The organism is Opitutia bacterium, assembly GCA_016217545.1.
In the GTDB taxonomy this organism is placed as follows: domain Bacteria; phylum Verrucomicrobiota; class Verrucomicrobiia; order Opitutales; family Opitutaceae; genus Didemnitutus.
The window spans coordinates 316,408-339,944 of sequence record JACRHT010000002.1 but is presented as its reverse complement, the minus strand read 5'-3'; the positions used below and the strand labels follow the sequence as shown (position 1 = coordinate 339,944).

The 23,537-nt window shown below is 64.5% G+C and carries 23 protein-coding genes; 8 read left to right on the top strand and 15 right to left on the bottom strand.

Translation table 11 applies throughout. The annotated features are described in order from the left end of the window. Window positions 1–149: 149 nt before the first annotated feature. Both HZA32_01565 and HZA32_01560 read left to right on the top strand, forming a co-directional pair. Window positions 150–1,310 (top strand): class I SAM-dependent rRNA methyltransferase, encoded by a 1,161-nt coding sequence (locus HZA32_01565; protein ID MBI5422743.1) that lies wholly within the window; start codon window positions 150–152, stop codon window positions 1,308–1,310. A 178-nt stretch (window positions 1,311–1,488) separates the two neighbouring features. After that, window positions 1,489–2,289 carry an esterase family protein gene (locus tag HZA32_01560; protein ID MBI5422742.1) on the top strand — a complete coding sequence of 267 codons (801 nt, stop codon included), beginning with the start codon at window positions 1,489–1,491 and terminating at the stop codon, window positions 2,287–2,289. 108 nt (window positions 2,290–2,397) lie between these two features. Here the strand turns inward: HZA32_01560 and HZA32_01555 are convergent, their stop codons facing one another. The 5 genes from HZA32_01555 to HZA32_01535 form a co-directional block, all read right to left on the bottom strand. Beyond that, window positions 2,398–3,540, bottom strand: coding sequence for a choice-of-anchor A family protein (locus HZA32_01555; GenBank protein ID MBI5422741.1), 1,143 nt, complete (start codon window positions 3,538–3,540; stop codon window positions 2,398–2,400). A gap of 89 nt (window positions 3,541–3,629) precedes the next feature. After that, window positions 3,630–5,333, bottom strand: a complete 1,704-nt coding sequence (locus tag HZA32_01550) for a hypothetical protein (GenBank protein ID MBI5422740.1) — start codon at window positions 5,331–5,333, stop codon at window positions 3,630–3,632. 227 nt (window positions 5,334–5,560) lie between these two features. After that, the gene (locus tag HZA32_01545; protein MBI5422739.1) at window positions 5,561–6,130 is read right to left on the bottom strand and encodes a hypothetical protein; all 570 of its coding nucleotides are present in this window, start codon (window positions 6,128–6,130) and stop codon (window positions 5,561–5,563) included. A gap of 182 nt (window positions 6,131–6,312) precedes the next feature. Then, window positions 6,313–7,590, bottom strand: a complete 1,278-nt coding sequence (eno, locus tag HZA32_01540; GenBank protein MBI5422738.1) for a phosphopyruvate hydratase — start codon at window positions 7,588–7,590, stop codon at window positions 6,313–6,315. 106 nt (window positions 7,591–7,696) lie between these two features. After that, a complete protein-coding gene (locus HZA32_01535; GenBank protein ID MBI5422737.1) occupies window positions 7,697–8,725 on the bottom strand; it encodes an ankyrin repeat domain-containing protein in 1,029 nt (342 codons plus the stop codon). A gap of 111 nt (window positions 8,726–8,836) precedes the next feature. On the opposite strand from HZA32_01535, the gene HZA32_01530 reads away from it, so the two are divergent. Together HZA32_01530 and HZA32_01525 are read left to right on the top strand one after the other, a co-directional pair. After that, entirely contained in the window at window positions 8,837–9,259 is a 423-nt protein-coding gene (locus HZA32_01530) for a response regulator (GenBank protein MBI5422736.1), read from the top strand. Next, window positions 9,259–9,648: a response regulator gene (locus tag HZA32_01525; protein MBI5422735.1), complete on the top strand. Its 390-nt coding sequence runs from the start codon at window positions 9,259–9,261 to the stop codon at window positions 9,646–9,648. Before HZA32_01530 ends, HZA32_01525 begins: the two co-directional genes overlap by 1 nt. 160 nt (window positions 9,649–9,808) lie before the next feature. On the opposite strand, the gene HZA32_01520 is transcribed toward HZA32_01525, so the two are convergent. The 3 genes from HZA32_01520 to HZA32_01510 are packed head-to-tail and all read right to left on the bottom strand — an operon-like array spanning window position 9,809 to window position 12,840. Further along, window positions 9,809–10,345, bottom strand: coding sequence for a YfbM family protein (locus HZA32_01520; GenBank protein ID MBI5422734.1), 537 nt, complete (start codon window positions 10,343–10,345; stop codon window positions 9,809–9,811). Window positions 10,346–10,356: 11 nt separating this feature from the next. After that, on the bottom strand, window positions 10,357–11,826 hold the full coding sequence (rpoN, locus tag HZA32_01515; protein ID MBI5422733.1) for an RNA polymerase factor sigma-54: 1,470 nt from the start codon (window positions 11,824–11,826) through the stop codon (window positions 10,357–10,359). 12 nt (window positions 11,827–11,838) lie between these two features. After that, on the bottom strand, window positions 11,839–12,840 hold the full coding sequence (locus HZA32_01510; GenBank protein MBI5422732.1) for a serine/threonine protein kinase: 1,002 nt from the start codon (window positions 12,838–12,840) through the stop codon (window positions 11,839–11,841). A gap of 190 nt (window positions 12,841–13,030) precedes the next feature. Between HZA32_01510 and erpA the strand changes: the two genes are divergently transcribed. Beyond that, window positions 13,031–13,348 (top strand): iron-sulfur cluster insertion protein ErpA, encoded by a 318-nt coding sequence (gene erpA, locus HZA32_01505; protein MBI5422731.1) that lies wholly within the window; start codon window positions 13,031–13,033, stop codon window positions 13,346–13,348. Window positions 13,349–13,502: 154 nt separating this feature from the next. On the opposite strand, the gene ubiE is transcribed toward erpA, so the two are convergent. Next, window positions 13,503–14,198: a bifunctional demethylmenaquinone methyltransferase/2-methoxy-6-polyprenyl-1,4-benzoquinol methylase UbiE gene (gene ubiE, locus HZA32_01500; protein ID MBI5422730.1), complete on the bottom strand. Its 696-nt coding sequence runs from the start codon at window positions 14,196–14,198 to the stop codon at window positions 13,503–13,505. A 94-nt stretch (window positions 14,199–14,292) separates the two neighbouring features. Between ubiE and HZA32_01495 the strand changes: the two genes are divergently transcribed. The 3 genes from HZA32_01495 to HZA32_01485 are packed head-to-tail and all read left to right on the top strand — an operon-like array spanning window position 14,293 to window position 16,836. Then, complete coding sequence (locus tag HZA32_01495) at window positions 14,293–14,658, top strand: integration host factor subunit beta (protein MBI5422729.1); 366 nt, start codon at window positions 14,293–14,295, stop codon at window positions 14,656–14,658. 28 nt (window positions 14,659–14,686) lie between these two features. Next, window positions 14,687–16,000 (top strand): histidine--tRNA ligase, encoded by a 1,314-nt coding sequence (locus tag HZA32_01490; protein MBI5422728.1) that lies wholly within the window; start codon window positions 14,687–14,689, stop codon window positions 15,998–16,000. A gap of 38 nt (window positions 16,001–16,038) precedes the next feature. Next, on the top strand, window positions 16,039–16,836 hold the full coding sequence (locus HZA32_01485) for an alpha/beta hydrolase (GenBank protein MBI5422727.1): 798 nt from the start codon (window positions 16,039–16,041) through the stop codon (window positions 16,834–16,836). 245 nt (window positions 16,837–17,081) lie between these two features. On the opposite strand, the gene HZA32_01480 is transcribed toward HZA32_01485, so the two are convergent. The 6 genes from HZA32_01480 to HZA32_01455 form a co-directional block, all read right to left on the bottom strand. Beyond that, window positions 17,082–19,085, bottom strand: a complete 2,004-nt coding sequence (locus tag HZA32_01480; protein MBI5422726.1) for a M13 family metallopeptidase — start codon at window positions 19,083–19,085, stop codon at window positions 17,082–17,084. A 5-nt stretch (window positions 19,086–19,090) separates the two neighbouring features. Continuing rightward, window positions 19,091–19,861 (bottom strand): hypothetical protein, encoded by a 771-nt coding sequence (locus tag HZA32_01475; protein MBI5422725.1) that lies wholly within the window; start codon window positions 19,859–19,861, stop codon window positions 19,091–19,093. After that, on the bottom strand, window positions 19,858–21,048 hold the full coding sequence (locus tag HZA32_01470) for a glycine C-acetyltransferase (protein ID MBI5422724.1): 1,191 nt from the start codon (window positions 21,046–21,048) through the stop codon (window positions 19,858–19,860). Before HZA32_01470 ends, HZA32_01475 begins: the two co-directional genes overlap by 4 nt. Before the next feature lie 5 nt (window positions 21,049–21,053). Next, window positions 21,054–22,082, bottom strand: a complete 1,029-nt coding sequence (tdh, locus tag HZA32_01465) for an L-threonine 3-dehydrogenase (GenBank protein MBI5422723.1) — start codon at window positions 22,080–22,082, stop codon at window positions 21,054–21,056. Between the two features lie 126 nt (window positions 22,083–22,208). Further along, the gene (locus tag HZA32_01460; protein ID MBI5422722.1) at window positions 22,209–22,868 is read right to left on the bottom strand and encodes a DNA-3-methyladenine glycosylase 2 family protein; all 660 of its coding nucleotides are present in this window, start codon (window positions 22,866–22,868) and stop codon (window positions 22,209–22,211) included. Further along, complete coding sequence (locus HZA32_01455) at window positions 22,865–23,416, bottom strand: methylated-DNA--[protein]-cysteine S-methyltransferase (GenBank protein ID MBI5422721.1); 552 nt, start codon at window positions 23,414–23,416, stop codon at window positions 22,865–22,867. Before HZA32_01455 ends, HZA32_01460 begins: the two co-directional genes overlap by 4 nt. Window positions 23,417–23,537 lie beyond the last annotated feature (121 nt).

Genomic DNA, 23,537 nt, shown 5'->3' with positions numbered 1-23,537 from the left:
CAGGGGCATGGATCCCATCAAGCAAAAGCTGTGGGCCGATCTGCGCGAGGTGCTCTCGGAGATCGCGCGCGCCTGGCATCTGACCCGGCGGGCGGTGCGGTAGCATTTTGTGCTTCCGCAGGCGGGCGAACCGGCAACGATGCCGGCCTGTGCTCAACTCGCTCAAACTGAAACCGAACGCCAAGGGGCGCGTGCTCGAAGGACATCCGTGGGTGTTCGCGAACGAAGTGGAGGCGCTGTTGCCGGTGGAGCAGGACGGCGAGGTGGTCGAATGTCGCGATCGCACGGGGCGTTTGCTCGGCACCGGCATCTACAATTCGAAATCGCAGATCGTCTGGCGCCGGCTCGGCCGCGAGCGCGTGACGTTGGACGAGGCGTATCTGCGCGGGGCGCTGGCGGCGGCGATCGCGCGACGCGGCGGGATGGGGGACTTCAAGCGCGTGGTCTGGTCGGAGTCGGACGGCCTGCCGGGAGTCGTGGCTGACCAGTTTGGCGACACGATCGTGTTGCAGATTCAGACGCTGGCGATGGACAAGCGCGCGGTGCTGATCGGGGACTTGCTCGCGGAGCTGACCGGCGCGAAGGAGATCATTTTCCGCAACGACTCGAACCTGCGCCGGCTCGAAGGGCTCGCGATGGAGACGCACACGCGCAGCGGCGCGGCGTGGGAGCCGCGCTGGGCGACGATCGATGGTTTCGATTACTGGCTCGATCTGCAGAACGGACAGAAAACGGGTTTCTACCTCGACCAGCGGCTCCAACATCCGGCGGTGGCGAAATACGCGGCCGGCAAGCGCGTGCTCGATGCGTTCTGCAATCAGGGATCGTTCGCGCTGCACGCGGCCCGGGCCGGCGCGACGCGCGTGCTCGGACTCGACAGCGCTTTCGACGCCATCACGCAGGCGAAGAAAAATGCCGAGCGCAACGGCGTGACGGCGGAATTTGTCGGCGCAAACGTGTTCGACTGGTTCACGGCGCAGCGCGATGCGGCGCCGGCGTGGGACGTGATCGTGCTCGATCCGCCGCCGTTCGCGAAGTCGAAGAGTTCGCTCGAGAACGCGCTCCGCGGCTACAAGGAACTCAATCTGCGCGCCATGAAAGCGCTGGCGCCCGGCGGTGTGCTCGCGACCTACACCTGCTCGCACCACATGCACGACGTCGAGTTGCGCCAAGTGCTGGCGCAGGCGGCGAACGATGCGAAGCGGCGGGTGCACGTGCTCGAGTGGTGTCACCAGCCGCCCGATCATCCGGTGTTGGCGACGATGCCCGAGAGCGAATACCTGCGCGGATACATTTTGCGCGTGGAGTGACGGGGCTGGTTGGTGGCAGGCAGCGCCTGGGTTGCGCGTTGCCGGAAGGGGCGCGAGTGAGCTCGCGGCCTACATTGGGCGCAACCTACACGCGAGGGGCGGGCGATTGCCCGACGAGGAGCGCCGTGCCGCAGCGAGCGCTTGCGCCGGGCGCGGCGGTGGATTGAGTTCGCGACCTATGCCTTGGGCCCAAGTTCACTGGCGCAGCGATGTCCTCGAGAAACACACCGAGATGCAGGTGCTGCTGCCGGGCGTCGGACGCGGGCCGTTTCCGGTGCTCTATCTCCTGCACGGCCTGTCCGACGATTCGACCGGCTGGATGCGGCGCACTCGCATCGAGTGGTATGTGCGCGATCTGCCGTTGATCGTGGTGATGCCGGACGGTTACCGCGGCTTCTACACGGACAACGAGCAGGGGCCGGCCTACGCGCGGCACCTCGGTGTCGAGTTGGTGGATTTCGTCGATCGGAATTTCCAGACGCGTCCGGAGCGCGCGGCGCGGGCGATCGGCGGACTGTCGATGGGCGGCTACGGCGCGTTGCGACTCGGCTTGGGCTTTGCAGATAAATTTTGCTCGGTGAACAGCCACTCCGGCGCGCTGGGGTGGGCGAATGCCGACTTCAGCCACGAGGCGGAGGCCGAGGGCCGGCATCCGACGAAGAGCAAGGAGTTGATGGCGGAGCTGCGACGGATTTTCGGCCCGCGGCCGAATGACACCCCGCACGACATTCTGCGGTTGGCGGAACAGGCCCAACGGGCGGGCCAGCTGCCGCACCTGCTGCTCGATTGTGGCACGGAGGATTATCTGTTGGCGGACAACCGCGATTTCCACCGGCAGCTCACGGCGGCGAAGATCCCGCACGAGTATCGCGAGCACAAGGGGGCGCACGACTGGGACTATTGGGACCGGCACGTGCAGGACGCGTTGAAGTGGCACTGCAAGCACCTCGGCGTGGAGAAGGCGCCGATGTCGCGGTAGCTTTTTTGCGACGAGCGAATTGGATTCCGGCTGCAGCGCGGATGTCGCACAGCGGACTTCGCGATCAGAGCTGGGCGTCGTTGGCGCGCTACGGCGCGCGATCTAGCCTCACGAATTTTCGTCGCGGCGCGAGCGGCGGCGGTGCCAGACGAAGCCGACTCCGCCAAGCACGGCGATGACGACGGCGTAGGCGCTCGGCTCGGGCACGGGCGAGAAGCTCACGGGGGCGGAGTAACCGTTTGCGTAATGGATCTCCGCGCTGGTTTGCGTGAGGCTGTTGCCGACGAATTGGCCGTTGAGGTAGCGGTTGTTGCTCTGCACGTCGACGAGCGGCGCGAGGATGCTGCCGTAGAAATTCGTGCCGAGGTTCAGGATGTCGGCGGTGCCGGTGTTCGCGTCCGGGATGATGTTCCAGAGCAGGTGCTCGTTGTTGGTGCCGCCGTTGAAATTGTTCACGCCATCGAAGAGGATCTTGCTGCCGTCGGTGCTGGTGGCGTTGCGGACGTTGACGACGAAATACTGGTCGGCGTTGAGGTTCGCCTGAATGTTGCTGAGGCGCTCGGTGTTCTGATCGAAGAAGCCGTCGTTGTTGATGTCGTAGATGCCGTTGACGATCTTGTTGGCGTCGATGTTGAAGACGACGACGCCGGAGCCGTTGCTGGTGAAGGTGAGTGTCTGGCCTTGGATGGTGGCGGTGCCGTTGACGGTCGCGGCGGCGAGGGTGGCGGACGCGTCGATGAGGGCGTTTTGGGCGGTGGACCAATTCCAGCCGGCGGGTCCGGAGACCGTGCGGGGATCGACGTAGGCCTGCGCGTCCGTGGTGTTGTAGCTGAGCGTGTAGGTGCCGTTGGTCAGGGCGCGCTGGTTTTGGTTGTTACCGGGATCGTAGGTCCACGTGAGCGAGTTCGACAGGTTCGGCGTGGCGGCATAGCCGCGGTTGAACTGCGCATTGCCTGCGAGCGTGATCTGGCCGTTCACGTAGAGCGCGGGATCGGAGCCGATCGAGGGCGAGTCCTGCATCGCCATGATCGCGCCGTTGTTCACGGTGAGGTTGCCTCCTACCGCGATGCCGCCGTCGGTGTGGGTGCCGTTGAGCGACAGGTTGCCGAAGGTGACGACGTTGTAGTTCCGCGAGTAGTAGTCGTAGGCCGCCAGCGCCTGTTCGCTCACCGTTTGCGCACGCAATTGCGTCGAGAGTCCCACGGAGAGGACCACGGCGCAGAGGAGGAGGGCGCGAACGGCGAAGCGCATTTCAGCCCCAGACAAAAATAGGGGAAAGACCCTGTCAATCTGGCAAGTGGTCGTGGTTCGCACGTTTTCGGCGGTCGATAGGCTCTGCATTACCTAGCGACCCGATCTGTTAACGACTTAAGTAAAGTTCGCTCTTCCGGGAGAAGCTCCTGCGGTCTCTGTGTCATTGCTCGGATGGCTGAGGCGTCACGTCCCGCCAAGGCCCGGACGAGGAGGGCTTCGGGAAGATCCCGGGCGGCTGGCGAAAGAGCGGCTACGATGCGGTCGGCGGTGTCCGGCTGGGAGCGCGAGAGGGCGAGTGCACGTGCCAGTTGGACCAGTGGCGATGGATTTTCCGCCTTGGTTAAGGAAGCGATTTGTTGCTCGAGCGCGGCGTCGACGCGGTTGAGAGCCACGGCGGCGCGAACGCAGCCGAACAGGATGGCGGGGCGATCGGGTTCGACGGCAAGCCAGGCGCGGTAGTGAGTCAGTAGTTTCGCGGTATCGCCGCGCGCGAAGTAGATGTCGCGCAGTTCGCGATTGGCCCACGGCGAGCGGGGCTGCAGCGCGAGGGCGGCCTTGGCGGCGATCTCGGCGCTTTCGTCATCCTGCCAGAGCCGGGCGACGCGCGCGAGATTGCGCAGGGCGAAGGGCGATTGTTCGGCGAAGCGCACCGCTTCCTGCCAGCGGGTGCGCGCGGCGCCGGGATGCGAGGCGAGTTGTTCGGCGTGAGCGGCGAAAGCGGCGTCGATGCTTTCGGCCGACCACGCGCCCCACGCTCCGGCCACGAGCAGATTGCGCGCGCGGGGCATGTCGTTGGTGCGAGCCGCGAGGTCCGCGGCAATCTCGCGCACGGCGGGAGTGTCGGAGGATTCGCCGGGCAACTGGGCGAGCCATGCGAGGGCTTCGCTCGCGCGACGGACGGACGCCATCCACTGCGCCACGCGGGAAATATCGGCGTCGCTGCCGGCGAGTGCAGCACGTTGGAGTGTCGCGAGCAGAGCGGGCCACGGATCGGTGGCGGAGCTGGCGACGCCGGTCCCGGCGCGGGCGATGATCGCATTCACCACGGAGCCGGCGAAGGCGGGTTCGCGCCGGCGCGCCGCGACGCGCAATAGCTCGAGCGCGGCGCGCACGCGCACGCGAGGTTGAGCGAGCAGCGCCAGCAGGGCATCGCGTCCGGCTTCCTGTTCGGCAGGCGAAGACTTCAGGACTTGGAGCGCGGCCAAATTGAATCGAACGTCCGCGTCGTCCGGTTGCATGTGGGAGAGTTCGATCAGGTGCGTCTCGTAGCCCGGCAGATCGTCAAGCGCACGGGCGAGCTCGGCGGAGAGGCGCAGGTAGGATTCGCGCTGGGCAGGATCGCGTTTGAGCGCCTCGAGCGCATTGCGCGTTGCTGCGGCTGAGCCGAAACGGAGCGCGGCGGCGGCAAGAGCGGCGCGCGCCTGAGGGTCGTTGGGCGCGAGCGCCACGATGTTTTCGTGCGCGACCAACGCGTCGCTTGCGCCGAGTGCGTCGAGGGTGCGCGCGACGCGACGCCATGTCTCCAGATCCTCCGGGGCGATAACGGTGGCGCGGTGCAGCGCCAGCACGGCGCTGCGGTAATCCTGCTGCTGCTCGAAGCGCTCGGCTTGCGCGAGGGCCTGGCGGTGGCGCCAGTGATTCACGTGCGGGCGGGCGACGATGTAGATGACCGGCGCGATGGCCGCGAGTAGCGCGAGGATCGCGAGGGCCTGCAGCCGGCGTTGCTGCCCGTAGGAGAGTTCCTCCCAGCGGCGGAGCCAGCGGTGAATTGGATTCCAAGAAGCAGACATCGGAGCGACGGACGGCGGCGCGGTGGAAATTGGGTGACGCATCGGTGCGCACCTGCAAGCGCCGAGATTTTTCCGGAGCGTGAATTTCTTCCGGTGTCGCGCTGCGGGTGGAGTGCGATGCCGGCGCGACCAAAGAAAAGGCCGGGCTTCTTGCGAAGTCCGGCCTTCCCTTGGTTGCTTGGTGTGTGCGCCGGGGGCGGCTCAGGGCAGCCGCGGCCGGAATTGGTTCAACGCAGCGCGTCGTCGAGGTTGCGACGGTAGGCGCGCTGGTCCTCGACGAGCTGCTCGATCAGGGCGCGATCGGATTTGGTCAGCGGCGTGCGGAGCGTTTCGAGGAGTTGGAGTTCCTTTTCCATCGAGTCGATGCGAACGGCGGCGACAGAGGCGCGTTGCGCGGTGGACTTGCCGCCGAAGATCGCGGCGGCTTTCGCGACCTTCTCGCTGTTCAACGTCTCGTCGAGGTTGCTCTTTTCGAGCTGCTTTTTCTCGCGGGAAATTTGTTTTTCGAGGCCCTTGATCGTGTGATCGATCTCGCGCATGCGCTCGGCGCTGACGGTGAAAACGGGCATCTTCACGGTTTCGCCTTCGACCTTGAGCCCGGCGTTCTTCGGATCGGCGGCGGGAGCGGCGGGCGCTGGGGCGGGCTTGGTGGCGTCGGCCGATTTTTCCGCTGGTTGAGCTGCTGTTTTCTCCGCGGGCTTTTCCGCGGACGTGTTCTGCTTGGTTTCGGCGGCGAGCGTTAGGGAGGCTGCGGCCAGGATCGCGGTGCCGAGGAGAAAGTTGCGAGCGGTGAACAAGGTATCGAGCGGTTGAGTGTTGCGGGATCGCCCCTACACCTTTGTCGCGTCGGGCGACAAAAGCAAGGCGTCCGGGACGAGTAGGCTCTGACGCGGTTTGGCGCCGAAGGTTCGGAGTTTCGACGAAAAAAAGCCGCGCTCGATCGAGTCGAGCGCGGCGAGAGAGAAAAACGCGTCGGGGCTTAGAGCTTGCCGCCGTAGATCGCGGACTTGCCGAGCTCTTCCTCGATGCGGAGGAGCTGGTTGTATTTCGCGACGCGGTCGGTGCGGCAGAGCGAGCCGGTCTTGATCTGGCCGGCGTTGGTCGCGACGGCGATGTCGGCGATGGTGACGTCCTCAGTCTCGCCCGAGCGGTGCGAGATGACGGCGGTGTAGTTGGCTTCCTTGGCCATCTCGACGGCGTCGAAGGTCTCGGTGAGGGAGCCGATTTGGTTCACCTTAACGAGGATCGAGTTCGCGGTGCCGGTATCGATGCCCTTCTTGAGGAACTCGGTGTTGGTGACGAACAGGTCGTCGCCGACGAGTTGCACGCGGTCGCCGATGGCGTCGGTGAGTTTCTTCCAGGTGGTCCAGTCGCCTTCGGCGCAGCCGTCTTCGATGGAGATGATCGGATATTTCTCGGTGAGCTTCTTGTAGAACTCGACCATCTCGTCGCCGGTGAGGATCTGGCCGGAGGATTTTTTGAAGACGTAGTGCTTCTTCTCCTTCACGTAGAATTCGGAGGAGGCGACGTCGAGGGCGAGGTTGATGTCCTTGCCGAGCTTGTAGCCGGCGTTCTTCACGGCGAGGGCGATGGCGTCGAGTGCGGCCTCGGTGGACTCGAGCTTCGGGGCGAAGCCGCCTTCGTCACCGACGGCGGTGGCGAGGCCCTTTTCCTTGAGGACCTTCTTGAGCGAGTGGAACACTTCGCAGCCCATGCGGAGACCTTCGGAGAAGGACTTCGCGCCGGTGGGCATGATCATGAATTCCTGGAAATCGATCGGGGCATCGGAGTGCGCGCCGCCGTTCATGATGTTCATCATCGGAACGGGGAGGACCTTCGCGTTCGGTCCGCCGAGGTATTTGTAGAGCGGCTGGCCGAGGGCGTTGGCGGCGGCCTTGGCGGTGGCCATGGAGACGCCGAGGATGGCATTGGCGCCGAGGTTCGACTTGGTCGAGGTGCCGTCGAGCTTGAGCATCGCCTTGTCGACGCCGACTTGGTCGGTGGCGTCCATGCCGAGGAGGGCGGGGGCGATCTTGGCTTTGACGTTGGCGACGGCCTTCAGCGTGCCTTTGCCGCCGTAGCGCTTTTTGTCACCGTCGCGGAGTTCGATGGCTTCGTGTTCGCCGGTGGAGGCGCCCGAGGGCACAGCGGCGCGGCCGAGTTGGCCGGAGGCGAGGCGAACGTCGACCTCGACAGTGGGATTGCCGCGGGAGTCGATGATCTCGCGGGCGGTGATGGCGGTGATGGTGGTATTCATCAGAATTCGGAGGACGGAGGGCAGAGAACAGAGGACGGCCGTCGTCGTGACGGAGTCAGCGGAAGAGCGGAGCAGGGCAGGGGCGGCGCTGCAACGCTGCCGTCTGTCAAGTGTGCGGCGGGCGCGACAGGCCGATCTTGTAGAGGAAACGCTGGAAGGCGTTAGGCTCCTTGGGTCGGAAATCGTCGGGCAACTGGTCCACGTGGCCGTGGCGGATGGCGGCCCCGATGGGCGTGCCGCCGTTGTAGTTGCGGATCAGCATCGTCGTGCGGTTGAAGAACTCGCGCGGGATCTGGTTGAGGTGACCTTCGACAGCGGCGGCGTGCAGCGGGGTGTCGCCGAAATCGTTGCGCGAGATCAGCAGGTCGATGCTGAGCGCGTTCGGCGGGATCTGGTTCAGGTAACCGGACTCGGCGGCGGCGTGGATGACGGTGTAGCCGGCCTTGGTGGCGAGGAGGAGATTGTCGTGCGTGAAGAGCGGCGCGGGGATCTGGTCGAGGTGGCCGGAGATCGCGGCGGCGTGCAGCACGGTGTCGTGGTTGGCCGTCTTGGTGAGGAGATTTTCCGCGGTGAGAAACTCGGCGGGGACCTGTTGGAGGTGGCCGTTGAAGACGGCGACGTGGAGGACGGTTTCGCCGGAAATGTTCGGCGAGGTCAGCGTGTCGCGCGTGATGAATTGGCGCGGGAAGCGGTCAAGCGTGCCGGCCTCGGCGGCCTCGTGGAGGAGGGTGTTGCCGTGGTCGGTCTTGAGGAGGACGGTTTCGAGATCGAGCAGGCCGGCGGGGATCTGGTCGAGCGTGCCGGCGGAGGCGGCGAGGTGGAGCGGGGTGAAGCCGCTGTTCGAGCGCAGAAGGAGGAATTCCCGAGTGAGGAGGGCGGCGGGGACTTGCGAGAGTCGGCCGGCGCGCGCGGCGAGGTGGAGCGGCGTGTAGCCGGCGTCGTTCTTGAGCGTGAGCGTCGCGGTGGTGAGGACGCTCAGCGGCAGCTGGTCGAGCGAGCCGTATTTGGCGGCGAGGTGCAGCGGCGTGTTGCCGGAAGCGTTGCGCGCGGTGAGATTCTCCGGCGTCAACTGATCGGCTGGCACGAGAGGGAAAGTGCCTTCGCGGGCGGTGGCGAAGAAGTCGGTTTGGGCCATGCGAGCAGCCGGAGCGAAACACGTTGCGGGAAGGGCAGGCAACCCAATTCCCGAGCGGCGACGCGGTGTTTGGGTTTGCCAACAAATTCCGCTCCAACAACTCTGGCGGTGATGACAGCCCCGACCAACGCTCCGTTCAACGCGGCGAAGAAAGGTGCGGTCCTGCTCGTGGACGACGAGCGGCCGCTGATCGCGCTCTACGCGGAGGCGTTGGCGCCGTATTTCGACTGCGATCTCGCCGGCTCGGCGCGCGAGGCGGGCTTCATGCTGCACAAGAAGCAATACAAGGTGATCGTGTGCGATCACCTGATGCCAGGCGGCAACGGCCTGAGTTTTCTGGTGCACGTGCGGGAGGAGTATCCGAACACGCAGCGCGTGCTCGTGACGGGCTACATGAAGCCCGAGATGCTGCTACGCAGCGTGAACGAGGCGGCGCTTTATCGCTACCTGCTCAAGCCGGTGTCGCTGCCGGAGCTGATCAAGACCGTGCAAGAGGCCGCCAAACTGCACGACCAAGCGGTCGCCGCGTCCTGATGTCCGACGCCGCCACCAGGAAACCGGTGGTGCTGTTGCTCGACGACGAGCTGGAGTTGCGCGCGGTGATGGCGCGGATGCTCGAAGATCAATTCGAAGTGGAGGGGGCGGCGAACGTCGAGGAAGCCCGGATGCTGTTCGCTTCGCGCGCGTTCGATGCGCTGGTGTGCGACCACATGATGCCGGGCGCGACGCAGGGGCTGGATTTCCTGGTCGAGGCGATGACGGTGCAGCCGAACGCGAAACGGATTCTGATGACGGGCTACATGAACCCGGAGCTGCTTGCGCGCGGCGTGACGCTCGCGCAACTCAGCGGCGTGCTGCTGAAGCCGTGCTCGGCGCAACACATCCGCAAGGCGCTGCATGATGCGCTGGGGTTGAGCGTGTGAGGGGAAGTTCAGAAAACTCGAACGCGTCTTTCGGTTGGCCGCTTCTCTGTGTCCTCCGCGATCTCTGTGTTAAACAGAAGAGGTCGCTAAACGGATTCAAACACAGAGGTCGCGGAGGACACAGAGGAAAGCGGTTGTGCGAATCTGCTCCCGCGTCGAACTACGACAATACGATCAAGACTGCGCGGCCCGATGCAGCGGATTTTTCGTAGAATACTGCGAGTTTTACGTAGTGCTCCAAGAGATAGTTCAATGCTTCAATGCCGTCGCGCGACCAGATGGTCGGATAGATTTCCAGGGCATCCATTTTATTGGGGTCGTAGCGAGCCCGTAACTTTTCGACAGATTCGGTCTTTAGAGTGCCGGCGATTTTCTTGACCTCGTCTGGCAAAAGTAGGCGAGCGGGGCCGTAGCCGAGGTCATCGCCAATCTCTTTTCCGCCAAAGAGGGTCTTGGAGCGGACATCGCTGGTCGGATCGGCCGAGCCCGTAAGGAGAAAATGGATGCCGTGCCATGCCTTGTCGATGTCGATCGTCCGTTCGGTGTCCGGGCTTTCAAGCAGCGCGGCGATCTTGGCTGAAGTTAGTTTGCGGGCCTCATCTACCGGAATCGCATAGAACGACATATGCATTCCAGCAAACACGCTTGAGGTGAGCAATGTTACGGCGGCAATGGTGCAGACAAGATGTTGGCGCACGGTGATCGTATTCAGTCGTAGCGGCGCCGCAGGTTGCTCGGGAGGAGGCCGAGTTCTTCGCGGTATTTGGCGACAGTGCGGCGGGCGATTTTGAGGCCTTTGCCGACGAGGACGCCGACGATGTCCTGATCGCTGAGCGGCGCGCCGGGGTCTTCGCCGGCGATGATGTCGGCGATCATCTCCTTCACGCTCGTGTTCGCGACCGCTTGGCCGGCGTCGGATTGATAGCCCGAGGTGAAGAAGAACTTCATGTCGAAGACGCCATGCGGGGTCTTCATGTATTTGTTCGCGACGGCGCGGCTGACGGTCGTCTCGTGCACGCCGATGATGTCCGCGATCTGGGTCATCGTGAGCGGCTTCAGTTTCGAGACGCCTTCCTCGAAGAATTCGGTCTGGTGCCGGATGATCTCGCGCGTGATGCGCTCGATCGTGCGCTGGCGCTGCTCGATGGCGTTGATGATGAATTTGCCCGAGCGAAGCTTTTCGCGGAGGTAGTCGCGCTCCTGTTTGTTGAGCGTGCCTTTCGCGATGAGGTCCTTGTAGGTGTTGGAGAGGCGGAGGCGCGGGATGTAGTCGGCGTTGAGCTGAATCTTCCACTCGGTGCCTTCCTTCTCGACGGTGACGTCGGGAACGACGACGCGGTTCGAGTCGTCGGCGAAGCGGCGGCCGGGCGACGGGTCGAGCGTGCCGATTTCCTCGATGGCTTCCTGGATCGTCTCGGGCGGGAGGCCCATCTTGCGGGCGAGGTCGGGGATGCGGCGGCGGACGAGGAGCTCGAAATGGTCGCGGATGATGCGCGCGGCGACGGATTTTTCGCGGCCCTTGTGCGCGAGTTGGATGAGGAGGCTGTCGCCGAGATCGTTGGCACCGATGCCGGGCGGATCGAAAGAGCGCAGGAGCTTCGAGGCTTGTTGCACGACATCGAGCGGCAGGCCGGACATCATGGCGATGTCGGAGAGCGACGAGCTGAGGAAACCGCGATCATCGAGCGAGCCGACGAGGAAGCGAATGGCGGTCTTCACTTCGAAGGGGGCTTCGGAGAGCTCCGCTTGCTGGGTGAGGTGTTCGGAGAGCGAGGTCTCGGAGGTGAGCGATTCGAGGAAGTGCTGGCGGCGCTCGTCTTCTTCGGGCGACATCTGGCGGACGCCGCCGGTGTCGCTGAGGTGGTCGCGCCAGTCGTCGTTGAGCTTGCCGAGGATATCGAGGTCCTTGTCCTTCGAGAAATCCATCGCCTCGTTGGTGCTCTTGTCGGTGGAGGCGTCGGAGTCGCGGTCGGAGTTGGCGTCGTTGCGGTCGAGGCTGATGCCCTCGCTGGGCAGTTCCTCGAGCGTGGGGTTGGCCTGCAACTCCTCCTGGATGGTCGCGCGGAGATCGAGCGCGGCGACTTGGAGGATCTTCAGCGACTGCCGCATCTGCGGCGCGAGCACGAGTTGCTGCGTCTGCCGCTGCTGGAAGCTTTGAGAAAAACCCGGGCCGCTCATATGCGCAGGAGATTACCGAAGGCGCTCAATCGGGGGCGGGGGTAGCGGCGGGGAGGACAGCTGGGGTGCGTGGGACGAAGCGGTCGGGGAGTAAAGTTCGCGCAGGTAGACCGAGAGTTTCTCGTTCGTGGGGCCGTAACGGTCGCTGTAGAGGTAAAGCTCGAGATCGGTCATCATCTCGGCGGCGGTCTGGTAGCGCTGGTTGCGCTCGCGGTGGAGCGCGCGCTGGAGGATCGCGTCGAGGCGCGGATCGATTTCCGGCCGCAGTGCGCCGAAGCGCGGGACGGAGAGCTGAAGAATGTTGCGGCGCGACTCGATGCGGTTGGCGGCGCGGAAGAGGTTTTTGCCGAGGAGGAGTTCCGACAGGACGATGCCGAGCGAGAAGAGGTCGGAGCGTGCGTCGGTGACGGCGTAGCTGGCACCTTCGGGGGAGAGATACTCGTCCTTGCCCGGGATGACCTTGCCTTCCTCGTTATACATCAGGTCCAAGGCCTTCGCTATGCCGAAGTCCGTGAGCTTCACGTCGCCTTCGTGGGCGATCATGATGTTCTTCGGATTCACGTCGCGGTGGACGATGCCGAGGAGGCGGCCGTCGGCGCCGCGTTTGGCGTGGGCGTAGCTGAGGCCGCGGCAGACGCGCGAGATGATGAAGGCCGCGAGGTCGACCGGCACCGGGCGTTTGAGTTCGGCGTGGCGTTCGAGGAACTGCTCGAGGTTCACGCCGTTCACGAACTCCATCGTCATAAAATACTGCCCGCCGATCTGGCCGAGGTGGTAGGTTTGGACGATGTTGGTGTGGATGAGGTCGGCCACGAGGCGGGCCTCCCCGATGAAGTTCTTCTGGAATTCCTCGATCGCGGAGTATTCCTCGCGAATCAGTTTGATCGCGACGACCTTGCGGAACTGGCCGGCCCCGCGCTGCACGGCTTCGTAGACGACGCCCATGCCGCCTTCGGAAATTTTGCGGGTCAGCTCGTAATGCAGCTCGTTGAAGATGTGCTTCAAGGAAGACACGGACTCCAGAAAACCGGCCGCGCGCGGGCGTGGCAAGAACTCAGCTGCGAAATTTGCACGATTCCTGCTCAGGGGTTGACGCAGCGGAATTTTGCGCGTGGCGCATGGGGCACGCGATGGCGGGCGGCGGCGATGCGGATGCGTCGAGCGTGTCGATTGACAGCGTCTCGTTCGCTCCTACGTTGCGCGCATGATCACGCTGACGCCGCGAGCCGCGCAACAAGTCCGGAAAATGCACGCCGACCTGGGCGATGCGCAGAAGAAACTCCGCGTCTTCATCGAGAACGGCGGCTGCTCCGGCTTCCAATACGGCATGTCGTTCGACGTGGCAAAGGACGGCGACCAGGAATTCGTGAGCGAGGGCGTTCCGGTGCTGATGGATCCGACGAGCCTCGTTTATCTCAATGGTTCGAGCGTCGACTTCGACGACGGACTGCAGGGCAAGGGATTCGAGATCAAGAACCCGAACGCGCAGAGCACGTGCGGTTGCGGGAAGTCGTTTAACTGAGCCGCAGCGAGCGGCTGATTGCCGCGGCATCGCGACGGATCAGGATCATGTGACGGATTGGGATCATGTAGGAGCCTGCTCGCAGGCGACCTCCGATGATCGCGACGCTTGGTCGCCTGCAAGCAGGCTCCTACAGCACCCGCGCGTTACGCGCTTACGCCTGCGCTTCGTGCAGCGCGACGATACCGAATGTCAGCGGCGTCGCGCGGACGCTCTTGAAACCGGCGCGGAGGATCTCCGCGCTCATCGCTTCGCGGTTCGGAAATTGTTCGATGGACCCGCAGAGGTATTCGTAGGCACCGCGATCGCCGGTGACGACGGCCGCGATCGAGGGCAGCACGTATTTGAGATAGGTGTAGTAGATCGGCCGGAACCACGCGAACGGTTGCGAGAATTCCAACACGAACAGCCGTCCGCCTGGCCGCAGCACGCGTCGCATCTCCGTCAGCGACTTGTGGCGATCCGCCATGTTACGCAGGCCGAAGGAAATCGTGAGCGCGTCGAACAGCGCATCGCCGAGCGGCAGCGCCATGCCGTCGCCCTGGCGAAAATCGACCGGTTGCCAGCGCGGGCTCGCGGCGCGCTTCTTCACGGCTTCATCGAGCATCGGCTGGCAGAAATCCATGCCGACGATCCGCGCGCTCGGCGGCAGGCCATCGGCGAGTGCGAAAGCCACGTCGCCGCTGCCAGTTGCGAGATCGAGGACGTCGCGCGGTGCGGCGTCGTGCACACGCCGCACGAGCACGCGGCGCCACCAGAAGTCCACGCCGCCGCTCAACAGGTGATTCGCGACGTCGTAGCGCCCCGCGATACGGGAGAACATGGAACGAACTGCGTTCGGATCGGGCATCGGAATTAGGGGTAACGCCTTACGCGGGTTTGCCGTTGACGCAAGCACGCGCTCATGAATTGTTTGTGCCGTCAAACCTCAACCCCGCCACGCCATGTCGACCAACCTCACCAAACGCGAAATCGTCCTGGAGATCTACGAGAAGACTGGGTTTCCGCAGAAGCAAATCCAAGACACGGTCCAGATGACCCTCGACATCGTTATGGAAGCCCTTGCTGCCGGCCGAAATGTCGAGCTGCGCAACTTCGGCGTCCTCGAAGTCCAAGTGCGCAAAGCCCGCGTCGGCCGCAATCCGAACAAACCGGAGACGGAAGTCGTGATTCCCGAGCGCGCCGTCGTGAAGTTCAAGAGCGGCAAGATTTTGAAGCAGAAGATCAAGGCGCTCAACCTCGAGCAGCTCAAAGCCAACCCGCCTGCGCCGGCCTCGGCCGACGATGGCGAAGACGACGAGACGACCTGATCGTCCGCCCGTCCTCCGCAACCGCTTCATGGCAGGATTTCAGTCCCTTCCCGGCTTCCGCGAATTTTATCCGGAAGACTTCTCCCGGCGTCAGCACATCTTCCGCGTCTGGCGCCAAGCCGCCACCAGCTACGGCTTTCAGGAATACGACGCGCCCGTCCTGGAGCCGCTCGAGCTCTACACGACGAAGTCGGGCGACGAGATCGAGGGCCAACTTTTCTCCTTCACGGACAAAGGCGAGCGCGAGGTCTCGTTGCGCCCGGAGATGACGCCCACCGTGTGCCGCATGGTCGGCGCCAAGGCCGGCGCGCTGAAGCGCCCGATCAAGTGGTTCAGCATCGCGGAATTTTATCGTTACGAACGCGCGCAAAAGGGCCGCCTCCGCGCCTTCAACCAGTTCAACGCCGACATCTTCGGCGAAGCCGGTCCGGAAGCGGAGATCGAACTCATCGCACTGCTCATTCAGTGCATGACGGGCTTCGGCCTGACCAAGGACGATTTCTATGTCCGCCTGAGCGACCGCGACCTGTGGTTTTTCTATCTCGAGGCGCTCGGTTTCAACGACGCGCAATCGCGCGGCATCCTCGGTGCGATCGATCGCTACGAGAAGATGGGTGACGATGCTTTCAAGGGTTACGTCGAGGCGCACGGCGCGCTCGACGATGAGAAGAAGCAGCGCGTGCTCGCGTTCCTTCAGATCAAAACGCTCGCCGATCTCGAAGCCGCGCTGGCGCCGTTCGCCTCGGAAAAACTCAACACCCGCCTCGCCGATTGGCGCAAGGTGCTCGGCGGCCTCGCCGCGATGGGCCTGAGTGACTTTGTCAGCGTCGACCTCGCCGTCGTGCGCGGCCTCGCTTACTACACCGGCTTCGTGTTCGAGGCGTTCGACCGCAAGGGCGACCTTCGCGCGCTCGCCGGCGGCGGCCGCTACAACGATCTCGTCAAGAAGCTCGGTTACGCGGATCTGCCCGCCGTCGGCTTCGCCATCGGCGACGTCACCACTGGCATTCTCCTCGAGCAACGCGGCCTCGCGCCGACGTTCGTCAACGCGCCCGACGCCTACGCCGTCATCGGCGGCGAGGCCGAGCGCGCCGCGGCGTTCGCCGACATCCGTGCGCTGCGCGCGGCCGGTTGGCGCGTCGAATATCCGCTCAAGGACGTGGCCTTCGGCAGACAGTTCAAGGCCGCCGCCGAATCCGGCGCGAAGCTCGCGCTGATCTATGGCGGCGACGAACTCGCCAAGGGCGTCGTGAAAATCCGCGACCTGACCGACCGCTCCGAGCGCGAAGTGCCGCGGGATCGCGTCGCGGATGCGGTGCGCGATACGCTCGGCGGACACTGAGAGTCATGCGCCACTATTCGGGGACGAATCCGGATCGCATGGCGCCGCACGACTATTGGAGAATGGGAGGCTGGCTCGTCGTCGCGGGACTCGTGCTTTACGTCGCGCTCACGGCGTTGGCGGCGGGGATCGTCGACGGGATGCTCTATTTTCCGGACTACGCCTTGCGCAAGGAACCGGAAAACGTCATCCGCATTCCGACGCCCGATGGCGGCTCAGTCGCGGCGGTGTATCTGCCGAATCCGGCGGCGAAGCACACGCTGTGGTTCTTCCACGGCAACGCCGAGGATCTCGGCGCGCTCGAGCCGTTCCTGCGCGAAATGCATGCGCGCGGCTACGCGGTGTTCGCCTACGACTATCCCGGCTACGGCGTCAGCACCGGCCGGCCGAACGAAGAGGCGATCTACGCGGCGAACGCGGCTGCGGCGCGCTACCTGCAGGACACGCTGAAGGTGCCGCTCTCACGTGTGATTCTGGTCGGTCGCTCACTCGGCGGCGGTCCGGCCACCGATCTCGCGGCGCGCGAACCGGTCGCGGGGCTCGTGCTCCAGTCGGCGTTCATGAGTGTGTATCGCGTGATGACGCGCGTGCGTCTGCTGCCGTTCGACCAATTCGAAAATCTCCGCAAGCTCCCGCGCGTGAAATGCCCCGTGCTCGTGGTGCACGGCACGGCGGATGAGGTGATCCCGTTCAAGCACGGCGAAAAGCTCCACGCTGCGGCGCCCGGCAAGAAGTCGCATCTCTGGATCGAAGGCGCGCAGCACAACGACTTCGTCGCGATCGCCGGCGAGCGCTACTGGAACGCGCTGCGCGATTTCGCGGCCTCGTTGCCGTGAGGTAGGGCGGGACCGCTGGGCCCGCCGGGAACGTGATGCCGACCACGCGGCGGGCCCAGCGGTCCCGCCCTACCACAAGCCATGTCTGGTCGCTGGTGTCCCCGCTAGAGCACTTTCAAAAATAATGTAGCCGGGGTCGCCGACCCCGGAAAGGAACTTTCCCGAGGGAGGAAGCACCGACCGGGCTCAGCGAGCCCGGCTACAGAAAAGGCTCTACGAGGCGGTGCGGACGTGTCGCGCGCGTCTCACCAGACTTCCGGCAGCAAATTCGCCGGGCGCGGCTGGCCGAAGGCGTCGTAGAACTCTGGGAAGTTCGCGACCGGGCCGAGCACGCGCCACTTGATCGGGCTGTGCACGTCGGACTGGATGCGAGTGCGGACGTCTTCGGGACGCTGGTTGGTGCGCCAGCCTTGGGCGAAGGCGATGAAGAAGCGCTGGTCGGGCGTGAACCCGTCGATCGGAGCGAGGCGCTTGTTCGCCGTGGCGAGCTTGAACGCCTCGTAGGAAATGCGCAGGCCGCCGACGTCGGCGATGTTTTCGCCGAGCGTTTGTCTGCCTTCGATGTGCAGGCCGGGGAGCGGTTCGAAGGCGTCGTATTGCGCGACGATGTTGTCGGCGAGTTTCTCGAAACGCTTCACGTCGTCGTCGTTCCACCAGCCCTTCAGGTTGCCTTCGTGGTCGTATTGCCGCCCCTCGTCGTCGAAGCCGTGAGTGAGTTCGTGGCCGATGGTGGAGGCGAGCGCGCCGTAGTTCGCCGCGTCGTCGGCTTTCTCGTCGAAGAACGGCGGCTGCAGGATGCCGGCGGGGAAGCACATTTCATTCAGCTGCGGCGAATAGTAGGCGTTGTTCGTCTGCGGGGTCATGAACCACTCGTTGCGGTCGACCGGCTTGCCGAGCTTTTCCATGTTGCGGCGGTAGTTGAACGCCGAGGCAGCGATCATGTTGGCGAGGTAGGAATCGCGCGTGATCGTGAGCTCGCTGTAGTCCTTCCAGACGTCGGGGTAGCCGATCTTGCTGCGCATCGTCTCGATCTTCTTGTAGGCGGCCTGCTTCGTGGCGTCGCTCATCCAAGTCGAGGCGGCGATGCGGTTGCGCATGGCCTGGAGGTGGAACTTCACCATTTCGAGCGCGCGGGCCTTGGCTTCGGGGCTGAAGGCGCGCTTCACGTAGAGCTGGCCGAGGTCGAAGCCGATGGCTCCGTCGGCGGCGGCGAGGACGCGCTTCCAGCGCGGACGCAGTTCGGTGCGGCCGGTGAGCTTCTTGCCGTAGAAGGCGAAGGTCTCGTCGACGAAGGCGTGGCCGAGGTAGTTGGCGGAATCGTGGAGCAGCGACCACCGCAGGTAGAGCTTCCACGTGTCGAGCGGCTCGGATTTCGTCAGCTCGGCGAACGCGGTGAAGAATTCCGGCTGGCCGATGAGCACGGTTTGCTCGCTGGCGGGGAGCTGCGCGGCGGCGAAGAATCCTTTCCAGTCGAAGCCGGGGACGGCGCCGTCGAGTTCGGTCAGCTTGAACTTGTTGTAGTTTTTCTCGGGGTCGCGCAGGTCGACGAGCTTGCGCGAGGCGCCGGCGAGCTTGGTCTCGAAGGCGAGGACGGTGTCGGCCGCGGCGAGAGCCTTCTCGGGCTGCTCGCCCGCGAGCACGAACATGCGCGCCACGTGCGCTTCGTAGGCCTGGCGGATGTCGACGGACTTCGGGTCGGTGCGGAAATAGAACTCTCGCTCGGGCAAGCCGAGTCCGCCTTGGGAGAAGCCGACGATCATCGCCGTGCTGTCCTTGTCATCGACTGTCGCGCCGAAGCGGAAGCCGCAGTCGGTGCCTTGCACATAGAATTTGCCGAGCAGCGGAACGATGTCGGCGGGTTTTTCGAGTGCGTCGATTTGCGCGAAGTAGGGGGCGAGCGGCTGGAGGCCGGCGGCTTCGATGGCGGCCTCGTCCATGCCGGCGGCGTAGAAATCCCCGACGCGCTGGGCGATGCTGCCTTTCGGGCCGCTGGTCTTCGCCGACGTCTCGAGAATTTCCTTCACGATCGCGAAGTTCCGCTCGTCGATCTCCTGATTGACGCCGTAGGCGGAGTATTCGCCCGGGATCGGGACCTTGTTGAACGAGCCATTGGCGTAGTCGTAGAAATCCTTCGCGGGGTTGACCGCGAGGTCCATGTAGCCGCGGTCGACGGCGGTGATGGGCGAGGCGGCAAGGGTGGCTGCAGCACCGAGGGCGCTCAGCAGGAGGGGGCGGAGGAGGGATGGCATGGTGATCAGGGGACTTGGGTGCGCTTGGAGAGTTCGGCTTCGGCGGCGGATTCCCGCTCCAAAAGGGTGCCGAGGGAGGTTTGGATCTCAAGGCAGGCTTTCTCGGCTTCGCTGTCCTGCCAGACGAAATCCTCGTCCTCGTATTTCCACTTGCCCCAGTGCTCATCGAGCAAGCGGTAGAGGCGCTTCATCTCGGCGAAGATCTGTCCGTCGAGCGTGCGGATCGCCTTCATCGGACCGAGCGAGCGGCCGGTGGTTTCGTTGAATCCCGCGAGGAATCCCGCGCGTTGCTTTCCTGTGATCTTGCCCGCATCGAGCGCGTGACCGAGGCGCTCGTTCATGGTCGAGATCTCGGCCAGCAGGGCGGCATTGCGTCGCTCCAGCTCTTCGAGTGTGGCGATGCGCGGCGCGATATCGCCACGCTCTTTGATCGTCGCCGGATCTCCCTGGCCTGAGCTGGAGAATTTCGCCGCCAGGTCCATGAACTCCGCCGCCTGCTGCTGCAAGGGGAGGACGACTTTGACCGAGACTTCCATCACGGGCCGGGTCTCGTCGGACAGTTGCTTCAGGGTGGTGGTGAACAGTTGCTGCATTTGCTTCTGCACCTCGATCCGCTTCTCGAGGTCATCGGATGCGAAAAACGCCTGCTGCAGCGCTCTCAGTTCTTTTTCGAACGACTTCATCACCTTCTCGTCCTTGGCGTTTGCCTGCGCGAAATTCGGCACGCAGGCGAGCAGGCCGAGGAGGGCGAGCAGCATGAGCAGCTTGTTTCTCATAGTCCGAGTTCCTTCTTGGTGGCGGCGAACTGTTCGATGGCGAACGCGAGATCTTCCTTGCTGTGCGCGGCGGAGACTTGGGTGCGGATGCGTGCCGTGCCTTGGGGAACGACGGGGTAGAAGAAGCCGATCACGTAGACGCCTTTCTCGAGCATCTTGGCGGCGAATTTCTGCGAGAGCGCGGCGTCGCCGAGCATGACGGGCACGATAGGGTGCGTGCCGGGCTTGATCGTGAGGCCGGCCTTCGCGAGGCCTTCGCGGAAGAAGCGGGTGTTGTCCTCGAGCTTATCGCGCAGCGCCGTCGAGCGGCTGAGCATCTCGAGGCACTTGAGCGAAGCGGCCGCGATGGTCGGCGCAACGGTGTTGGAGAACAGATACGGGCGCGACCGCTGGCGGAGGAGGTCGATGATTTCCTTTTTGCCGGACGTGTAGCCGCCGCTGGCGCCGCCGAGGGCTTTGCCGAGCGTGCCGGTGAAGACGTCGACGCGGCCCATCACGCCGCAATGCTCGTGCGTGCCGCGGCCGGTCTTGCCCATGAAGCCGACGGAGTGGGAGTCGTCGACCATGACGAGCGCGCCGTATTTGTCGGCGAGGTCGCAGATGCCCTGGAGGTTCGCGATGAAGCCGTCCATCGAGAACACGCCGTCGGTGGCGATCAGTTTGAAGCGCGCCTTGTTGGCGTCGGCTTCCTTCAGCTTCGCTTCGAGGTCCTCGAGGTTGTTGTTCTTGTAGCGATAGCGCTGCGCCTTGCAGAGGCGGACGCCGTCGATGATCGAGGCGTGGTTGAGCTCGTCGGAGATCACCGCGTCCTCGGCGCCGAGCAGCGTCTCGAACAGACCGCCGTTCGCATCGAAGCAAGACGAGTAGAGAATGGTGTCTTCGGTGCCGAGGAACTTGGAGATGGCGGCTTCGAGGTCCTTGTGGAGCTGCTGCGTGCCGCAGATGAAGCGCACCGAGGCGAGGCCGTAGCCCCAACGGTCGAGCGATTCGCGCGCGGCGGCGATGAGCTCGGGGTTGTCGGCGAGGCCGAGGTAGTTGTTCGCGCACATGTTCAGCACGCGCTGGCCGCTCGCGACGGCGATGTGCGCGGTCTGTTGCGTGGTGATGATGCGCTCGCGCTTGTAGAGGCCGGCGGCGTCGATCTCGCCGAGGGTCTGGCGCAGGTGGTCGTAATAGGCGGAATTCATGCGGCTCACTCCCAGTTGAGGACGATCTTGCCCGACTTGCCGGCGCCCATCAGCTCGAAGCCTTCCTGGAATTGCTCGACGGGGAAGCGGTGCGTGATGACGGGCGTGATGTCCATGCCGCCCTGGACGAGCGCGGTCATCTTATACCACGTCTCGAACATCTCGCGGCCGTAAATGCCCTTTATGTGAAGCATCTTGAAGACGACCTTGTTCCAATCGATCGCGACTTCGCCAGGCATGATGCCGAGGAGCGCGATGCGGCCGCCGTTGACCATGTTGTCGATCATCTGGCGGAGCGCGGCGGGATTGCCGGACATCTCGAGGCCGACGTCGAAGCCTTCGGTCATGCCGAGTTCCTTGTGCCAGACGTCGGTGAGGTTTTCCTTCGCGACGTTCACGACGCGCGTGGGATTGAGCTTCTGCGCGAGGGCGAGGCGGCCGTCGTTCACGTCGGTGATGACGATCTTGCGGGCGCCGGCGGCGCGCGCGACCGCGATGGCCATGCAACCGATGGGACCGGCGCCGGTGATGAGCACGTCTTCGCCGACGAGGTCGAACGAGAGGGTGGTGTGCACGGCGTTGCCGAGCGGGTCGAAACACGAGACGACGTCGGTGTTCATGCCCGCGGGCACTTTCCAGACGTTGGACTGCGGGATGATGACGTAGTCGGCGAACGCGCCATCGCGGTTCACGCCGACGCCCTTCGTGTTCGGGCAGAGGTGGCGGCGGCCGGCGAGGCAGTTGCGGCAGTGACCGCAGACAATGTGGCCTTCGCCGGTGACGAGCTGGCCGAGCTCGAAGCCCTCGACGCCTGCGCCGACGTCGGCGACCGTGCCGACGTATTCGTGGCCGATGATCAGCGGCGGCTTGATCGTCTGCGACGCCCACTTGTCCCACTTGTTGATGTGCACGTCGGTGCCGCAAATGGAGGTTTTCTTGATCTTGATCAGGACGTCGTTGACTCCGGGCGTCGGCACCGGGGCTTCGGTCATGATCAGGCCGGGACCGGCCGTGGGCTTCACAATGGCGCGCATTTTCGCGGGCATGGCAGGGGTTGGGTTGAGATTGCGCGTGAAGCTACGTGGCGCCCCCGGCGAAACAACCCCGAAGCGGCCACAGCGGCGGGTTCCAAGCCGGTCTTATCGCGGGGGCTCGCGACCTTAAATCTCGCCGGCTGTATCGGCCGGCAACTCGAGCGATCGCCACAAATACCAGCTCGCGACGCTGCGATACGGTTGCCAGCGCCGCGCGTGCTTGAGGATCACCTCGGGCTTCGGGTCGCGGCGCTTGCGGTAGATTCTCCGGAAAGCGAGCCGGATGGCGAAGTCGCCGGTCGGCATCACGTCCGGCCGTCCGAGGTGAAAAATCAGCAGCATGTGCACCGTCCACGGGCCGATGCCGCGCACGGCGGTGAGCCGCTCGATCAGCTGCTCGTCGCTCAACTTGGGTATTTCGGCCCACGCGGGCACGGTGCCGTCGAGGCATTTGGCCGCGAGGTCGCGGGCGGCGGCGAGTTTGGCGCGTGAGAGTCCGGCGGCGCGCAACTCATCGTCGGTGGCATGCGCGAGTGCGGCCGCGGTGGCGCCGCCGTGATTTCCGAGGAGCGTCAGCACGCGCTGGTGGATCGTCGCCGCGGCCTTGCCGTGCAGTTGCTGATAGACGATCGAGCGCAGCAACGCCTCGAACAGGTTCGCGGCCGGCAACAGTTCGAGGGCCAACGGTCCGACGCGCTCGATGACGTTCGCGAGGGCTGCATCCGATTCGCGCAGATGCTTGAGCGCCGCCGCCGGATCGAATTGCAACCGGTGGCCGCGGCTCATTCGGAAATCAACTCGGCGCCTTCGAGCGCGAGGAGGCGCGTCTTCGTGCGCACGCCGCCAGGCGCGGAGAAGCCGGTCATCTTGTCGCTGGCGGATACGACGCGGTGGCAAGGCACGACGAGCGGCCACGGATTCGTGGCGAGCGCGACGCCGACGGCGCGCGCGGCTTCGTTGCCCAGTCCCATCGCCTTCGCGATTTCGCCGTAACTTTTCTTGTAGCCGGGCTTGATCGCGAGCGCGTGCAGGTAGACCGCCTGTTGAAAATCACTGACGCGCGACCAGTCGATCGGTGCGTCGGCGAAGTCCTGAAGTTTGCCCTCGAGGTGCGCCTGCACGCGCTCGATCAGGCGCCGCAGCCATTCGGGGCGCGGTTCGTCCGCAGCTTTGCTGTGCGCTTTCTTTGCGAGGTGGCGCTCGGTGTCCTCGACGTCGGCCTCCGGCAGTTGAAACCCCGTCAGCCCGTGCTCGTTCCAAGCGATGCCGCAGGTGCCAAAGGCCGTGGGAAAAAGCGTGTGGGGCATGGCGAGGCTGATAGCGGGCGCGGACATCGCGCGCAAGTCAGCGCCCGGCGTTTTACGGTGCGATGACGAAAATCGGGCGTGGAATTCCCTTCGGGGGCAGCTGGTATGAATCGGGGATTTCCCGATGTGGATGCCTGTAACACGCGCG

Coding starts and splice junctions, on each gene's coding strand:
- HZA32_01560 (MBI5422742.1), top strand. CDS start 1,489: ATGCCTTGGGCCCAAGTTCACTGGCGCAGCGATGTCCTCGAGAAACAC.
- HZA32_01555 (MBI5422741.1), bottom strand. CDS start 3,540: ATGCGCTTCGCCGTTCGCGCCCTCCTCCTCTGCGCCGTGGTCCTCTCC.
- HZA32_01550 (MBI5422740.1), bottom strand. CDS start 5,333: ATGTCTGCTTCTTGGAATCCAATTCACCGCTGGCTCCGCCGCTGGGAG.
- eno (MBI5422738.1), bottom strand. CDS start 7,590: ATGAATACCACCATCACCGCCATCACCGCCCGCGAGATCATCGACTCC.
- HZA32_01535 (MBI5422737.1), bottom strand. CDS start 8,725: ATGGCCCAAACCGACTTCTTCGCCACCGCCCGCGAAGGCACTTTCCCT.
- HZA32_01530 (MBI5422736.1), top strand. CDS start 8,837: ATGACAGCCCCGACCAACGCTCCGTTCAACGCGGCGAAGAAAGGTGCG.
- HZA32_01525 (MBI5422735.1), top strand. CDS start 9,259: ATGTCCGACGCCGCCACCAGGAAACCGGTGGTGCTGTTGCTCGACGAC.
- rpoN (MBI5422733.1), bottom strand. CDS start 11,826: ATGAGCGGCCCGGGTTTTTCTCAAAGCTTCCAGCAGCGGCAGACGCAG.
- erpA (MBI5422731.1), top strand. CDS start 13,031: ATGATCACGCTGACGCCGCGAGCCGCGCAACAAGTCCGGAAAATGCAC.
- ubiE (MBI5422730.1), bottom strand. CDS start 14,198: ATGCCCGATCCGAACGCAGTTCGTTCCATGTTCTCCCGTATCGCGGGG.
- HZA32_01495 (MBI5422729.1), top strand. CDS start 14,293: ATGTCGACCAACCTCACCAAACGCGAAATCGTCCTGGAGATCTACGAG.
- HZA32_01490 (MBI5422728.1), top strand. CDS start 14,687: ATGGCAGGATTTCAGTCCCTTCCCGGCTTCCGCGAATTTTATCCGGAA.
- HZA32_01485 (MBI5422727.1), top strand. CDS start 16,039: ATGGCGCCGCACGACTATTGGAGAATGGGAGGCTGGCTCGTCGTCGCG.
- HZA32_01480 (MBI5422726.1), bottom strand. CDS start 19,085: ATGCCATCCCTCCTCCGCCCCCTCCTGCTGAGCGCCCTCGGTGCTGCA.
- HZA32_01475 (MBI5422725.1), bottom strand. CDS start 19,861: ATGAGAAACAAGCTGCTCATGCTGCTCGCCCTCCTCGGCCTGCTCGCC.
- HZA32_01470 (MBI5422724.1), bottom strand. CDS start 21,048: ATGAATTCCGCCTATTACGACCACCTGCGCCAGACCCTCGGCGAGATC.
- tdh (MBI5422723.1), bottom strand. CDS start 22,082: ATGCGCGCCATTGTGAAGCCCACGGCCGGTCCCGGCCTGATCATGACC.
- HZA32_01460 (MBI5422722.1), bottom strand. CDS start 22,868: ATGAGCCGCGGCCACCGGTTGCAATTCGATCCGGCGGCGGCGCTCAAG.
- HZA32_01455 (MBI5422721.1), bottom strand. CDS start 23,416: ATGTCCGCGCCCGCTATCAGCCTCGCCATGCCCCACACGCTTTTTCCC.